The sequence below is a fragment of the Halomonas sp. AOP12-B1-6 genome (genome assembly GCF_052379225.1).
GTDB lineage: Bacteria > Pseudomonadota > Gammaproteobacteria > Pseudomonadales > Halomonadaceae > Vreelandella > Vreelandella casei.
This window is the reverse complement of sequence record NZ_JBQSYK010000003.1, coordinates 22,176-35,974: the sequence shown is the minus strand read 5'-3', so window position 1 is coordinate 35,974 and position 13,799 is coordinate 22,176. Positions and strand designations below refer to the sequence as shown.

Here is a 13,799-nt window from a genome sequence, read left to right as displayed (position 1 = left end):
ATTACAGCGGAAGGTGGGGTTATATTTGGGTCGTGTCAAACCCCTCGACCAGCCCATGCCGAAGCGCTAAATGCGTTAGCTCAACGTCAGTGGCAACCTGTAGTTTATCAAAGAGTCGATAGCGATAGGTGTTTACTGTTTTAGGACTTAAATGTAGACGGTCAGAAATATCTTGCACCCGCTGGCAATTAACAATCATGAGCGCGATTTGTAGCTCACGGTGGGAGAGGTGGCTAAAAGGATTGTCTTCATTGGTGAAATGAGAAAGTGCTAAGCGCTGAGCAATTTCCTGGCTGACGTAACGGCCGCCATGAAACACTTGTCGTATGGCCTCGGTCATTTCTAGCGCACCGGCGCCTTTGCTTAAAAAACCTGAAGCACCGGCTTCGAGCATACGTCTCAGTACGCTGTCCTCCATGTGTGCGGTCAAGATGAGGACCTTAATGTCTTCCATCGTGCGGCGAATGCGTCGCGTTGCTTCCAGCCCGCCAATCCCCGGCATACGAATATCCATCAGCACGATATCGGGCTTCAATTGACGGCACTGAGTTACCGCGCTTTCACCGTCGTCGACCTCGCCTACAATTTTAATGTCGGACTCTTCGTTTAGTAGGTGGGCGATACTCGTTCTAACGAGATGGTGGTCATCGGCGATAAGGACACTGATCAATGGACAGGCTCCTGCATGGAAACTTCTTGGGCTCAGGCGTTGGCCTTGTACGCTAATCTATTACATTAACTGCATATAGGGTGCCACAGCTAACAACAAAGGAGAATTAGATAAAAGCAGGTGATTCAAAAACTTGACTGAGATAAATGTTCATCGTAGTATCCGCCTCGCTGCAGGTACGAGCAGTAAGTGGGGCCTTAGCTCAGCTGGGAGAGCGCAACACTGGCAGTGTTGAGGTCAGCGGTTCGATCCCGCTAGGCTCCACCATTATATTCACTGTTATCGATCATCGATAAAAAAGCCTCGCGGTTTAAGCGAGGCTTTTTTTGTCTTAATGTCAGCGGCTACGCTGCAATTTTGCCTAGTAGCAAAAATTCGATAAGCGCTTTTTGTGCGTGTAAACGGTTGCCGGCTTCTTGCCAAACGACCGCACGAGGGTCGTCGAGCAGGGTGAGGCTAATCTCTTCGCCGCGATGAGCCGGCAGGCAGTGCAAGAACAGCGCGTCCTGGCGGGCGCCATCAAGCATCACTTCGGTGACTTGGAAGCCTGCGAAGTCTGCTTCGCGTTTAGCCTGTTCTTCTTCCTGTCCCATTGAAGCCCAAACATCGGTGGTGATTAAGTCAGCGTCTTTGACCGCTGCCTGAGGGGCATGCAGCATGCTAACGTGATCGCCGGCGGCCGCCATTATGTCAGCGCGCGGCTCGTAGCCTTTTGGGCAGCATACGCGCAGATGAAAGCCGAACTGGCGGGCAGCATTGATCCATGAATGGCACATGTTATTGCCATCGCCAATCCATACTGCAGTACGGCCCTTAACGCTGCCGCGTAGCTCGGTCCAGGTCATTACGTCAGCCAGTAGCTGGCAAGGGTGATAGTCATCACTTAACGCGTTAATGACCGGCACACTGCTAGCGCTGGCATAGGTTTCCAGCCCTGCATGTGAAAACGTGCGGATCATCACCGCATCGACCATCTCAGACAGTACGCGAGCAGTGTCTTCAATCGGTTCGCCGCGGCCTAGCTGCGTATCGCGGGGAGAGAGAAATAGTGCGTGGCCACCAAACTGCGCCATTCCTGTTTCAAACGACACCCGCGTGCGCGTTGATGATTTTTCAAAGATCATCGCCAGAGTGCGGTTGGATAATGGTGTATAAACAGGGCCTTGGGCCTTAAGATTGGTCTTAATCGTAATGGCGCGTTGGATTAAATAGTCCAGCTCATCCGGGGACAAATCTAGCAAGGTCAGGAAATGGCGTGTCGCCATAGGGGCTTCTCTCCGCGCAAAAACACTATCCTAGCGATGCGGCAGGGGATGCGCAACGCGTACGGCATGCGTAGAATGATGCCTACACGTTAAGCCTAGCGTTCCACTCGAGCATTAGTGAGTGGGCTCCGGCTATTTTTATGCGAGGAAAATTGTATGAGCACGACTGCCGAAAACATTCAGCGCCAAATTAGCGAAAACCCAATCCTCATCTACATGAAAGGATCTCCGCAACTGCCACAGTGCGGTTTTTCTGCCCAGACAATTCAAGCGCTGATGAGCTGTGGCGAGCGTTTTGCGTTCGTTAATATCCTCGATAATCCGGATATTCGCGCCGAGCTGCCGAAAATTGCTAACTGGCCGACGTTCCCCCAGCTGTGGGTTGAAGGTGAGCTCGTAGGCGGCTGTGACATCGTGGTAGAAATGCATCAAAGCGGCGAATTGGAAAAGCTAGTAAAAGCCGCTGCTCAGCGCGCTGGTGCGGTAGAAGGCGGCGACAACGCTTAAGCATTACCCTCTCGAAGGAAAAACAGCTTCATGAGCTATCAGGTTCTGGCCCGCAAGTGGCGACCCCGCACATTCCACGAACTCGTGGGCCAGGCCCATGTTCAGCGCGCCTTGGTCAATGCTCTTGATCAGGGCCGCCTGCATCATGCTTATCTGTTTACCGGCACCCGTGGCGTGGGTAAAACCACGCTGGCACGCATTCTTGCCAAATGTTTGAACTGCACCGCCAACGGGCGTGGAGAGGAGGGCGTTACCTCTACTCCCTGCGGTCAGTGTGCGAGCTGCCAGGCTATCGATGAAGGCCGCTTTGTTGACTTGATCGAGGTTGATGCAGCCTCACGCACGAAGGTGGAGGATACCCGCGAGCTGCTAGATAACGTGCAGTATGCGCCCACCCAAGGGCGCTATAAGGTGTACCTGATTGATGAGGTACACATGCTTTCCACTAGCAGCTTTAATGCGCTGCTAAAAACATTAGAAGAGCCACCCCCGCACGTTAAGTTCTTACTGGCGACCACCGACCCGCAAAAACTGCCGCCGACCGTGCTCTCACGCTGTCTACAGTTTACGCTCAAGCACATGCCGCCTGAGCGAGTGGTTGAGCACCTGACATATGTGTTGGGTGAAGAAGGTGTTGCGTTCGATGAAAGCGCACTGTGGCTGCTGGGTAAGGCCGCCGAAGGCTCAATGCGTGATGCCATGAGCTTAACGGATCAGGCCATCGCATTTGGTCAAGGCTCGGTGCGGCATGCCGATGTAGCCTCAATGCTGGGCACGCTAGATCATCGCCATATTCTGGGGCTGGCAGAAGCGCTAGCCGATGTCGACGTGCAGCGGCTGCTGGCAGAAGTGTCCCAGCTTGCAGAGCAGGGCCCTGATTTTGCCGCTGTATTGGACGAGCTTGCAAGTATGTTGCACCGCTTAGCGGTTGCGCAGATGGTGCCGGACGCCGTTGATAATAGCCACGGCGATCGTGACGTGATCTTACAGTTGGCGAGTCGTTTTACCGCTGAAGATATACAGCTTTATTATCAAATCGGTATTCAAGGCCGTGGCGACATGGTGCACGCGCCGGATTTACGCAGTGCATTAGAGATGACCCTGCTGCGAATGCTGGCCTTTAGACCCCAAGGTGTGCCGAAGCCGCCGCGTACGCCGCTACCGCTGAGAAGTGAGCCTTCCGGAATAACCGCGGGTGATCCCAATGCCGCCGCCCAGGTTGCGAGCACATCCGCTGCCTTGCCCGCACCTTCGCCGCCTGTTGAGCCCTCGCCCAGTGAGAGTCACCGAGAGAGTGATCAGCGCGGCGAGGTAGCTCCTCAAACGGCCTTTTCAGCCCAGCCTTCTCAGGCGGAGTCTGAAGGGCCTGTGATTCAAGAGGAGCCGCCACTTCAAGAGCCACCACCTTGGTCAGTTGACACCGAAGTGACGGCCCCCGAGCCCGAGCCTGTTTCTGCCCCCGAACCTGTTGCTGAGCTGGAACCAGAACCAGCATCTTTTCCAGAGCCAGAGCCAGAGCCAGAGCCAGAGCCAGAGCCAGAGCCAGAGCCAGAGCCAGAGCCAGAGCCAGACATCGTGATGCCATCGAATGCTATGGCAGAAAATGGCTCAGATACTTTGGATAACGCGCTCTGGCTGCAGTCTTTTGATTCTCTCGGTCTGGGTGGTTTGACGCGCAACCTTGCTGGCAACTGTTTAGTAGAAAGCGATGATGGCAAGCTGTTAACGCTGCGCTTAGACCCAAGCCAAGCGGCTATGCAGGCGGAAGTTCATCAGACGCGTATCGAGCGTGCGCTTGGCGAGCAGGGAAAGCCGCGCCGAGTGGCATTTTACGTCGCAGAGCTGCCTAGCAATGTTGAAACTCCCCGTAAACGTGAGGAGCGCCTTAATAAAGAGCGGCACGCTCAGGCGGTTGATCTGCTCAACCATGACCCCCATGTACAAAAGTTACAGCAGGCGTTTGGCGCAAAGCTGATAGAATCCAGCGTGAAGCCTGCCGAGCAATTGCGCTAACAGCGCATCCTGCGAGTCACGTCCTTAGACTTTTTTTCAGCCATATTGGAGATCGGATCATGCTTAAAGGTGGAATGGGCAACTTGATGAAGCAGGCCCAAGAAATGCAGGAAAAGATGCAGCACGCCCAGGAAGAAGTCGCCAAGGTTGAGGTTCAGGGCGAAGCGGGCGCTGGTATGGTGAAAGTTACTATGAACGGTCGCCATGACGTTTCCAATGTGACCATCGATCCTAGCGTTATGGAAGAAGATAAGGAGCTGCTGGAAGATTTGCTGGCGGCGGCGGTTAATGATGCAGTACGCAAAGTAGAAGTTAGCTCTAAGGCGAAAATGGAAGAAGCGACGTCCGGGCTGAGTCTTCCTCCCGGCTTTAAGATGCCGTTCTAAGCAATGCGCTTTTCTCCCCTCGTTGAGCAGTTGATGGAGGCTTTTCGCGTTCTGCCCGGCGTTGGGCCTAAAACGGCCCAACGCATGGCTATGCACCTCCTCGAGCGCGAGCGCCCAGGCGGGCAACGTCTTGCCGCGGTGATTCAGCAAGCGATTGAGGAAGTGGGTTACTGCCAGCGTTGCCGTACCCTTACAGAGGCTGAAATTTGTGCTCTGTGTGAGAGTGCGCGACGTAACGATGCATTGCTATGTGTCGTAGAGTCGCCTGCTGATCAGTTGGCCATTGAAGAAGCCGGTGGGTTTAAGGGGCGCTACTTTGTCTTGCATGGGCACCTTTCGCCACTGGACGGCATTGGCCCCGAGTCGATTGGTTTAGATTTGCTTGAAGCGCGCGTTGCAGAAGGGCTGGTCGAAGAAGTGGTGCTGGCCACTAACCCAACCATCGAAGGTGAAGCGACGGCTCATTATATTGCCTCGCAGCTTTCTGAATATGGCGTCAAGCTCTCTCGGCTAGCCTACGGAGTGCCAATGGGGGGTGAGTTGGAATACGTCGATGGTGGCACATTGAGTCGCGCGTTTAATGGGCGCCTGCCTTTTACCAGTGAATAAGCCTACTTACTCAGTAGTTCTCTAACCGCAAACGCTCTGGCGATTGTGTGTCAACTTGGAAGAATGCTTTTGTCCTCTCTTACTCCCGCTTTTCAATGGCTTGATACCCCCGATGCGCTCGATGCAGCGTGTGAGCAAGTAGCCGATGCCTCAGTGATTGCACTGGATACCGAATTTTTCCGAGAGAACACGTTTTTCCCTGTTCCTGCGCTATTGCAATTTACCGCGGGAGAGGAGGCTTATTTAATCGATCCAGTGGCGGTGCCATGTACCGAAAAATTCCGCGTTTTGCTGCAAAATAGCGCGATTAAGCTGCTGCATGCCTGCAGCGAGGATTTGGAAGTATTTCAATGCTGGGCAGGCGTTTTGCCTACGCCGTTAGTGGACACGCAGGTAGCGCAGGGTTTTTTAGGCGAAAATCCCAGCATGGGGTATCAAAAGCTGGTCGAATTTTGGTTCGATGAAACGCTTCCTAAAGAGGAAACACGCTCAAACTGGTTAGTGCGCCCATTAACGCCAGCGCAATGCCATTACGCTGCGCTAGACGTTATTTATTTATTGAAAGTATGGGGCCTCCAGGCTGAGAAGCTCGCTGTGTTGGGTCGCCGTGAATGGGTGGATGCTGAGTGCGCCATTTTAATTGAGCAGGCGGGTCGCAGTGTTGAAAACGATCAGCAGTGGTATACCCGGCAACGCCAGCTTTGGCGCTTAGCGCCTCGCCAAATGGAGGCGTATCGTCTAATGACCACGTGGCGCGAGGGTGAGACACGCCGGCGTGATTTACCTCGTAATTGGCTAATTAGTGATAAGTTACTGTTTGCGATCGCAGAAAAAATGCCCGGCAATCGCTTTGAGCTAGCCGAGGTGGAAGGCGTTAAGCCAGTGCTGATTAAAAAAGAGGGTGACACGCTGTTAGCAATGGTAAAGCAGGCACAGCACTGCGACGATTCGGCCCTGCCAGTGCGCTGGCCTGACCCCATGCATCCTACTTTTAAAACGCGCTTTAAAGCGCTTAAAAAAGTGATCACTGCCAAAGCCGATGACTTAGGCATGGCGCCTGAAATGCTGATGCGTCGTCGAGATATTGAAACGCTCGTGATGCAGGATTTGGCCAGTGAGCCGCATTCATTACCCAGCGGTTGGCGTGGCGAGTGTTTGAATACTGCGCTAGTTCAAGCCCTTGAGGAGCTGCCTTCATGAGCGATAAGTTAATTTGTGATGTCTTCAAAAGCTCGCGTAAAGACGAGATGTATCTATACGTTGATAAGCGTCAGGGGATGACACAGGTGCCAGAATTACTCATGGAGACGTTTGGCAAACCGCTGCCTGTGTTTACCATGCTGCTGACGGCTGACAAAAAGCTTTCACGCGTCAGTGCGGCTGATGTGGTCGAAGGGATTAAGGACAAAGGTTATTATTTGCAGATGCCTCCTCCTAAAGAAGCCTATTTGCTTGATGTGCACCGTGCCCATGTTGCATCACGCTCAGACGCTGAATAGCCGGCATAATGAATTTTCTAGCCCATGCGTGGCTGGCGCGTGCCGGTAGCGATGATTTTCTATACGGCAATCTAATTGCTGACGGCGTTAAAGGTCGCGATTTAAGCGGCTGGTCGGATGCGACTGCCCTGGGTATTCGGCATCACCGCCGCGTGGATGCATGGGTTGATAGCCACCCCTGTGTTGCGGGGGCAAGGCGCCGCGCTCCAACCGCTCAGCGCCGCTATGCAGGAATCGCGTTAGATATGGTCTGGGATCATTTTCTAGCCAGGGATATGGCCGGCCGACAAGATCACGAGCAGTTGATTGAGCGCTGCTATCAGCTGCTTTCGACGCGCCCAGCCCCCAATCGCTTGGCTGGCATGATGCCGCTGCTGGTCAAGCATGACTGGCTAAGAGGCTACGCTGACTTTGAATTCACTTGCCGTGCCGTTGCTGGCATTGGGCGTCGCTTATCCGGCCCGAATCAGCTTGCGGCGCTTGTGCCGTGGCTGCATGACGATTATCCAAGGCTAGAGCAAGATTTTCAGTCGTTATGGCCGGTTTTATTTGAAGCGCTAAGTTTGAAGCATTAAGTTTGAAACACTCAGTCGCCAAAACACAGCTTTATAGCGTGTGTTGCCGCGTGACAATGAAGGAGGAGGCGATGAAAGCCACCATGCGCGAACGTTTCTGGGAGCGCTTTACGCTTGAAGAACTCACGCCGCCAGAATGGGAGGCACTGTGTGATGGGTGCGGGCAGTGTTGCTTGCTAAAGTTGCACGATGAAGAAACCCAAGAGCTAGCGGTGCTTAACGTTGCCTGCCGTTTGCTGGATATTCAGTCGTGCCAATGCAGTGACTACCCGAATCGTTTTGACAGCGTACCTGACTGTACCCAGCTCACGCCTGCACTGGTCAAAGAGTTCACCTGGTTGCCACAAAGCTGCGGCTATCGGCGAGTCTCGGAAGGGCGCAAGTTGGCCGGCTGGCATCCGCTATTGAGTAACGATGCAGAGCGGGTTCATCGCAAGGGGATCAGTGTGCGCAGTTTTGCCGTATCGCAAGATGATGTGCCAGAAAAACAGCTAGAATCCCACATCATCGCGATTCTGCCGATGTAACCTTCGCTTATTTAAGCGTTGGATTTAGGCGAATCCCAAATAGACAGAAACACGTCCTTAAATGCTGAACGCTCTTGTTTAGCAGGCGCTGCGTTTGCTGGCTTTTTGCTTGCAGCTTTTTTCTGGCGTGGCGCATCCCAAATAGTGGGAAAATGGTCTTGGTATTTCATAATATCTCCAGATAGCCTTGATTAGACGTTAGTGCATGCGACTAATGTCTAGTATGGCGTATTTTTATTGGTCTGTGAATATTTTATGGAAAGTATTTTCATAAAGATTGATGCGCGCTGTTGACGAGGGTTACTCAGCAGTGGTGTTTATTGACAGTCATTAAAAAAGCAGCGCTTGAAGCGCTGCTTTAAAGTGACTCTTGCGTAGGCTAGTAATGTTGGGGTTAGCTGGGCGTTGGCTGTTCCGCGAGCCCCATCGCCCACAGAATAAAGGCATCTTGCCTTGCGGTGTCCTGCCACGCTTTAAAACGCCCTGACGCGCCGCCGTGGCCGCTACTCATATCAGTGCGCATTAGAATAGGCGCTGAGCCTTGCTGCTGTTGGGATACCTGGGCATAGAATTTGGCAGGCTCCCAGTAACTCACACGCGTGTCGAACCAGCTGCCTTCAATCCAGAGTGCAGGATATGCCTGAGATTTGATGTTATCGATCGGCGAATAGCCGCTAATTCGCTCGGCCACTTCGACTTCTTCGGGATTGCCCCATTCACTGTACTCCGCGGTGGTCAGGGGAAGCTCAGGATTCTGCATGGTGCGTAATACGTCAAGGAAGGGCACGTCTAGCAGTGCTGCGCAAAACGCCTCGGGTGCTCGGTTGATGCAGGTGCCGACCAATAATCCACCCGCACTCGCGCCACAGGCCACTATGCGCTGAGGGTCACTGACAGCTTGTTCAACAAGCGCCTCACGCGCGGCCAGAAAGTCATTAAAGCTGTTTTCTTTGTGGGCCATCTTGCCGTTTAAGTACCAGGGTTCGCCGCGTTCGCCGCCTCCTCGCACGTGTGCAACGGCAAAGGCTGCGCCGCGTTCAAGTAGCTCTAAACGTGCGATAGAGAACCATGGATCAAGCGCTTCGCCGTAGGCGCCATAGCCGTACAGCAGTGTGGGCAGAGATTGGTCTGCCAGGTCTGCACGCATGACGATTGAGACAGGCACCTGCTCGCCATCCTGGCTTGTCGCCCATAGGCGGCGGCTGACCAGTTGTTCGGGCAAAAGATTGCCGTAAACCGGCACGCGTTTTAGCAGCGTGCGCTGGCCGTTCGTAAGATCGAGCGCGAACCAGCTGGGCGGCTGGATAAAGGACTCTTCGCGCAGTTGAAGCACCTGGCTATCGAAATGAGGTGCATCTTCTAATAGCTGTGAGCAGGGCTGCTCGGGTAGTGCCAGATACTCATCCAAGGTGCAGCTATGCTGATCATCTAATACAAGCCGCCGTAGGCGCACCTGTGCCTGGGCATGGTCACGCTCAGCGAGCATTAGTCCCCAAGAAAATGCATCAATGCCTTCAAGCGTTGCATCTTCGCGGTGGCCGATGAGTGTCTGCCACTTAGGCTGGGGCTGACCAAGCTGGTTTTCCGGCAGGTGATCAAGTTGAAAGTGAGCACCGGATTGATTGTGTAAGCGGTAAAACGACCCAGGACGGTGGTCGATGCTGTACTCAACGCCTGCTTGGCGTGTTTGAATACATATCGGCGTAGTGGCAGGAGAGTGCGCCGGTACCAGATGAATTTCGCTAGTATCTTTTGAGCCGCTTTCAAGCTGTAGCCACGCTTTCGACCGGGTTTTGCCGATACCGAGCCAAAATTCAGGATCATCTTCGCGTAACACAAGGATGGGGGCCGTTGCGGCATGTGGCTCTGTCAGCGCCAGCGGTAGACGCCATACGCTATCTGGGCGCTGGGTGTCGTCAAAGCGCGTGAACAGCAGCGTTGCCGTCTTTGCTGTTTGATCTTCTGCCCAGCAAAGGCCTGCGCCAATATCGCTTAATAATTGCAGGGGCTGGCCGTTAGGCAGTGCTTTTAGCCACAGCGTAAAGCGCTCGTCGCCCTGAGTGTCTTCCGTCCAGGCTAGCCACTGCTCGTCCGGGGAGAGTGCCATATCGCCCATGTCATAAAAGTCATATTCTGCGGCGCGGGCACCGACATCAAAAAAACACTCCTGCTGTTCGTGTCTAGCGTTAGGATGACGCCACCAGCAGGGGTAATCATCTTTAGCGCCGGTTTCGCTCCAGAACGTGAAGTGGTCAAGCGCTGTCTTAAGGCTAGTCACTGCAAGCTCGCGGCGTGCCAAATGGCTTTGATATAATGCTTCTTCTAGCGGTGCTAGCGGGGTGAACCAAGCAGCCTGCTGCTCATTGGCAGCCTCTAAAAAGGCAGTAACCTCTGAATCATCGCGCTTTTCTAACCAGTGCCATTGAGGGTCATTAGCGCGATAATAGCGCGCAGCGGGTAAGTTTGAGTGGATGCTTGGCTGTGCTTTCATAAATTCATAGGTACCATAACGAGAAATCAACGTCGGGTGAGTTCACCCACATGAGGGGTATTATGTTAATTGCAAATTCAACGTCAATGTTGTGGTTAAGTTACTACGGCGTAGCGCTGTTAGTGATTGTCGCTGTTTACTTTGCGCTATCTCTGCTGCCCCGTTTGCCACGGCTGGTGCTGACATGGTGTGTCGCTGGCGCCGTGCTGATGCCCGCTAGTTTTCGGCTGCCGTTGATAGAGGAGGGTGAATTCTATACCGGTTGGGCACCGTCGGCGATGGTGTCAGCGGTGGGTTTTTTAGAACATAACGGTGCAGCGCTGCGTGGAGGCCTGATGTGGCTGATATTTGGCGTCGCCGTGGGTGCGCTTATTGGTGTCGCTCTGTGGTGGTGGCGTCGCCCTGATGAATACGACTATGTCGAGCAGGACGAAGAGCGCGACGGTGTTGCGCAGCCTTCACGCCGTCGTGAACCGGTGATCGGCTAATGATTTTATGCGCATGGGTGATTGCCCTTGTGAGAGGTCCTGCGTGCCAGATTATGTTGAGATCTTTACGGGTGGCTAGGCATGTGTGAGTTATTGGGCATGAGCGCTAATGTACCCACTGATATTTGTTTTAGCTTCTCGGGCTTTTTACACCGTGGGGGCGGGACGGGCCCTCACCGTGATGGCTGGGGTATCGCTTTCTATGAGGAAGGCGGCTATCGCGATTTTCGAGATCCGTATCCTTCGGTCAATTCGCCTATTGCTCGATTGATTTGCGACTATCCCATTAAGTCCAATGTGGTGATTAGCCATATCCGGCAAGCCAATGTGGGCGGAGTGCGGTTGTCCAATACGCATCCGTTTATGCGCGAAATGTGGGGGCGCCCTTGGTGCTATGCGCACAACGGTCAGTTAAGCAGCTGGGAAAATCTACCGTTAGGCAGTTATACCCCGGTGGGCAGTACGGATAGTGAGCATGCCTACTGTTGGCTGCTAGGCGAGCTACGACGAGCCTTTCCGACACCGCCCGATACACTTGAAAGCCTGTGGGAGCGTTTACACCAACTGTGTGAGCAGTTAAGAGCGCTAGGCGTATTCAATATGCTGCTCTCCGACGGCCATTATTTATATACCTTTTGCGCTACTAAGCTTGCGCACATAACGCGCTGCGCGCCGTTTGGCGATGCTGAACTATCTGATGCTGAAATGACGGTCAACTTCGCTGAGCATACCACCCCCGATGATATTGTTTCGGTTATTGCCACTGAGCCACTTACCCATAATGAAGCCTGGGAGAAAATGGTGCCTGGTGAGCTATTAGTCTGGCGCGATGGAGAAATTCAGGCGCGATACTGTCCATAAATGAATGAGTTGCTAAAGTAGCAGGTGAGAGTGAGCAATGAATAAGACGTATTTGGCGCTAGGCTAAGGTTGAAACGTAGGTTTTAATCGATCGTTTTACAGCCCTTTACGCGTCGTATATCGTTGGTGCTCTCAACCTCGCGACAATAACAAGGTCGGTGATCTCGCCGACACGGATAGCGGAGATTGCCCATGAGCGAACACGCCAACGCCGCCGTTTTAAGTGGCCCAGCGCTTGAAGGGTTGGATCAATATGATTCAGTCACAGATGTTTTTCATTCCGCAGTAGAGCGTTTTAAAGAAAAGCCTGCCTTTTCCTGTATGGGGAAAACGCTGACCTTTGCCGACCTTGACCGCTTATCGGGGGGCTTCGCCGCCTGGCTACAGCACGAAACTGACCTGGTGCCCGGTGACCGAATAGCCATTCAGCTGCCCAACGTATTGCAATTTCCCGTGGCAGTCTTTGGCGCGCTGCGTGCAGGCCTCGTGTTGGTCAATACCAACCCGCTCTATACCGAACGGGAAATGGCGAATCAGTTCAAAGATTCTGGCGCGAAAGCGATTGTTATTCTGGCCAATATGGCGGACAAGCTTGAGAAAGTGCTCGATAAAACGGATATCAAGCACGTTGTGGTAACTCAGCTCGGGGATTTACACGATATACCCAAGCGCTGGTTAATCAACGCAGTGGTTAAACACGTCAAAAAGCTGGTGCCCGCCTATTCGCTACCCAGCGCGACTGACTTTCGAGATGCTTTGAAAAAAGGCGCTTCGTTAAGCCATACCGAGGTCAAGCAGACGCACGATGACTTGGCGGCCCTTCAGTATACCGGCGGCACGACCGGGACGCCCAAAGGGTCCATGCTGACGCACCGCAACCTGGTCGCCAACATGCTGCAAGCACGTGAAGCGATTGGCGCCCGCTTGCGTAATGGCGAAGAACTCGTTATTGCGCCGCTGCCGGTTTACCACATTTATACGTTTACCGTTAACTGCCTATTTTTGATGGAGACCGGCAACCACTCTTTGTTGATTACCAATCCTCGTGACCTGGATGGTTTTATTAAAGAGCTCAAAGGGCTGCCTTTTACCGCCTTCATTGGCCTGAATACGCTGTTTAATGCCCTCTGTAACCGTGACGATTTCAAACAGCTAGATTTTTCTAACTTAAAGCTGACGATTTCTGGCGGTATGGCTTTGACCAAAGCCGCAGCGCAGCGCTGGGAACAAACGACCGGCTGCCCGGTTGCTGAGGGCTACGGGCTGACTGAAACATCGCCTATCGTCAGCTTTAATCCTGCTGATGCCATTCAACTGGGCTCGATTGGTAAGCCCGTGGCGGGTACTGCGGTCAAAGTTGTTGATGCCGACGGCAACGACGTCGCCATGGGCGAGCCAGGTGAGCTGTGCGTACAAGGGCCACAAGTGATGAAAGGCTACTGGCAGCGCGAGGATGACACCCGCGCGGCCATTGATGAGGGTGGGTGGTTTCACTCCGGCGATATCGCCATACTTCAAGATGATGGTTACATCCGCATTGTTGATCGGAAAAAAGACATGATTCTGGTCTCTGGTTTTAATGTCTATCCCAATGAAATTGAGGATGTAGTGGCTTCTCATCCCGATGTGCTTGAGTCGGCTGCGGTAGGTATTCCGGATGAAAACTCCGGTGAGGCGATCAAGCTATTTGTCGTAAGCAAAAATAGCCAGCTTGATGAAAAAACACTCCGTGATTGGTGTAAAAAAGAGCTCACCGGCTATAAGGTGCCTAAAGTTATCGAATTTCGTGATGAACTGCCTAAAACGAACGTGGGCAAAGTTCTGCGCCGCCAGCTGCGTGACGAAGAAGCGCCTAAAGGGTAACCGTTTAACGCGTACCCAGCGCCGTGCTAGGCGTCAAGCAAATGA

The 13,799-nt window shown here is 53.3% G+C and carries 15 protein-coding genes and 1 tRNA gene; 12 read left to right on the top strand and 4 right to left on the bottom strand.

All coding sequences use genetic code 11. The annotated features are described in order from the left end of the window. Positions 1–19: 19 nt before the first annotated feature. Positions 20–670: a UvrY/SirA/GacA family response regulator transcription factor gene (gene uvrY / locus ACT3TR_RS09245; RefSeq protein ID WP_096279170.1), complete on the bottom strand. Its 651-nt coding sequence runs from the start codon at positions 668–670 to the stop codon at positions 20–22. Positions 671–861: 191 nt separating this feature from the next. On the opposite strand from uvrY, the gene ACT3TR_RS09240 reads away from it, so the two are divergent. Then, a tRNA-Ala gene (locus ACT3TR_RS09240) sits at positions 862–937 on the top strand. 77 nt (positions 938–1,014) lie between these two features. On the opposite strand, the gene argF is transcribed toward ACT3TR_RS09240, so the two are convergent. Continuing rightward, on the bottom strand, positions 1,015–1,935 hold the full coding sequence (gene argF / locus ACT3TR_RS09235; RefSeq protein ID WP_444625379.1) for an ornithine carbamoyltransferase: 921 nt from the start codon (positions 1,933–1,935) through the stop codon (positions 1,015–1,017). A gap of 156 nt (positions 1,936–2,091) precedes the next feature. On the opposite strand from argF, the gene grxD reads away from it, so the two are divergent. From grxD to ACT3TR_RS09195, 8 genes are all read left to right on the top strand, one after another. Further along, positions 2,092–2,442, top strand: coding sequence for a Grx4 family monothiol glutaredoxin (gene grxD, locus ACT3TR_RS09230; protein WP_096279174.1), 351 nt, complete (start codon positions 2,092–2,094; stop codon positions 2,440–2,442). 30 nt (positions 2,443–2,472) lie between these two features. Then, the gene (gene dnaX / locus ACT3TR_RS09225; RefSeq protein WP_444625380.1) at positions 2,473–4,455 is read left to right on the top strand and encodes a DNA polymerase III subunit gamma/tau; all 1,983 of its coding nucleotides are present in this window, start codon (positions 2,473–2,475) and stop codon (positions 4,453–4,455) included. Positions 4,456–4,514: 59 nt separating this feature from the next. After that, a complete protein-coding gene (locus ACT3TR_RS09220; protein ID WP_096279178.1) occupies positions 4,515–4,841 on the top strand; it encodes a YbaB/EbfC family nucleoid-associated protein in 327 nt (108 codons plus the stop codon). 3 nt (positions 4,842–4,844) lie between these two features. Then, positions 4,845–5,450, top strand: a complete 606-nt coding sequence (recR, locus tag ACT3TR_RS09215; protein ID WP_096279181.1) for a recombination mediator RecR — start codon at positions 4,845–4,847, stop codon at positions 5,448–5,450. Positions 5,451–5,513: 63 nt separating this feature from the next. Beyond that, the gene (gene rnd, locus ACT3TR_RS09210) at positions 5,514–6,650 is read left to right on the top strand and encodes a ribonuclease D (RefSeq protein ID WP_444625381.1); all 1,137 of its coding nucleotides are present in this window, start codon (positions 5,514–5,516) and stop codon (positions 6,648–6,650) included. After that, a complete protein-coding gene (locus ACT3TR_RS09205) occupies positions 6,647–6,949 on the top strand; it encodes a YcgL domain-containing protein (protein ID WP_096279185.1) in 303 nt (100 codons plus the stop codon). The genes rnd and ACT3TR_RS09205 overlap by 4 nt, the downstream gene beginning before the upstream one ends. Positions 6,950–6,957: 8 nt before the next feature. Then, positions 6,958–7,524, top strand: a complete 567-nt coding sequence (locus ACT3TR_RS09200) for an ACP phosphodiesterase (RefSeq protein WP_441684207.1) — start codon at positions 6,958–6,960, stop codon at positions 7,522–7,524. 71 nt (positions 7,525–7,595) lie between these two features. Then, positions 7,596–8,051 carry a YcgN family cysteine cluster protein gene (locus ACT3TR_RS09195; protein WP_096282329.1) on the top strand — a complete coding sequence of 152 codons (456 nt, stop codon included), beginning with the start codon at positions 7,596–7,598 and terminating at the stop codon, positions 8,049–8,051. An 11-nt stretch (positions 8,052–8,062) separates the two neighbouring features. Here the strand turns inward: ACT3TR_RS09195 and ACT3TR_RS09190 are convergent, their stop codons facing one another. After that, entirely contained in the window at positions 8,063–8,221 is a 159-nt protein-coding gene (locus tag ACT3TR_RS09190; protein ID WP_176483382.1) for a hypothetical protein, read from the bottom strand. A gap of 224 nt (positions 8,222–8,445) precedes the next feature. Then, positions 8,446–10,542, bottom strand: coding sequence for a S9 family peptidase (locus tag ACT3TR_RS09185; RefSeq protein ID WP_444625382.1), 2,097 nt, complete (start codon positions 10,540–10,542; stop codon positions 8,446–8,448). Positions 10,543–10,604: 62 nt separating this feature from the next. Here ACT3TR_RS09185 and ACT3TR_RS09180 point away from each other — a divergent pair, with 62 nt between their 5' ends. The 3 genes from ACT3TR_RS09180 to ACT3TR_RS09170 all read left to right on the top strand — a co-directional run bounded on the left by ACT3TR_RS09180 (position 10,605) and on the right by ACT3TR_RS09170 (position 13,754). After that, positions 10,605–11,030, top strand: coding sequence for a hypothetical protein (locus ACT3TR_RS09180; protein ID WP_096279189.1), 426 nt, complete (start codon positions 10,605–10,607; stop codon positions 11,028–11,030). Positions 11,031–11,111: 81 nt separating this feature from the next. After that, positions 11,112–11,891 carry a class II glutamine amidotransferase gene (locus ACT3TR_RS09175; protein WP_096279191.1) on the top strand — a complete coding sequence of 260 codons (780 nt, stop codon included), beginning with the start codon at positions 11,112–11,114 and terminating at the stop codon, positions 11,889–11,891. A gap of 192 nt (positions 11,892–12,083) precedes the next feature. Next, on the top strand, positions 12,084–13,754 hold the full coding sequence (locus ACT3TR_RS09170) for an AMP-binding protein (RefSeq protein WP_441684205.1): 1,671 nt from the start codon (positions 12,084–12,086) through the stop codon (positions 13,752–13,754). Positions 13,755–13,799: the final 45 nt, after the last annotated feature.

Bases quoted from the DNA above. Each gene is read 5' to 3' on its own strand.
- ACT3TR_RS09195 (WP_096282329.1), top strand. From the start codon at position 7,596: ATGAAAGCCACCATGCGCGAACGTTTCTGGGAGCGCTTTACGCTTGAA.
- rnd (WP_444625381.1), top strand. From the start codon at position 5,514: ATGCTTTTGTCCTCTCTTACTCCCGCTTTTCAATGGCTTGATACCCCC.
- ACT3TR_RS09185 (WP_444625382.1), bottom strand. From the start codon at position 10,542: ATGAAAGCACAGCCAAGCATCCACTCAAACTTACCCGCTGCGCGCTAT.
- ACT3TR_RS09200 (WP_441684207.1), top strand. From the start codon at position 6,958: ATGAATTTTCTAGCCCATGCGTGGCTGGCGCGTGCCGGTAGCGATGAT.
- argF (WP_444625379.1), bottom strand. From the start codon at position 1,935: ATGGCGACACGCCATTTCCTGACCTTGCTAGATTTGTCCCCGGATGAG.
- ACT3TR_RS09205 (WP_096279185.1), top strand. From the start codon at position 6,647: ATGAGCGATAAGTTAATTTGTGATGTCTTCAAAAGCTCGCGTAAAGAC.
- recR (WP_096279181.1), top strand. From the start codon at position 4,845: ATGCGCTTTTCTCCCCTCGTTGAGCAGTTGATGGAGGCTTTTCGCGTT.
- ACT3TR_RS09220 (WP_096279178.1), top strand. From the start codon at position 4,515: ATGCTTAAAGGTGGAATGGGCAACTTGATGAAGCAGGCCCAAGAAATG.
- dnaX (WP_444625380.1), top strand. From the start codon at position 2,473: ATGAGCTATCAGGTTCTGGCCCGCAAGTGGCGACCCCGCACATTCCAC.
- grxD (WP_096279174.1), top strand. From the start codon at position 2,092: ATGAGCACGACTGCCGAAAACATTCAGCGCCAAATTAGCGAAAACCCA.
- ACT3TR_RS09180 (WP_096279189.1), top strand. From the start codon at position 10,605: ATGTTAATTGCAAATTCAACGTCAATGTTGTGGTTAAGTTACTACGGC.
- ACT3TR_RS09175 (WP_096279191.1), top strand. From the start codon at position 11,112: ATGTGTGAGTTATTGGGCATGAGCGCTAATGTACCCACTGATATTTGT.
- ACT3TR_RS09170 (WP_441684205.1), top strand. From the start codon at position 12,084: ATGAGCGAACACGCCAACGCCGCCGTTTTAAGTGGCCCAGCGCTTGAA.
- ACT3TR_RS09190 (WP_176483382.1), bottom strand. From the start codon at position 8,221: ATGAAATACCAAGACCATTTTCCCACTATTTGGGATGCGCCACGCCAG.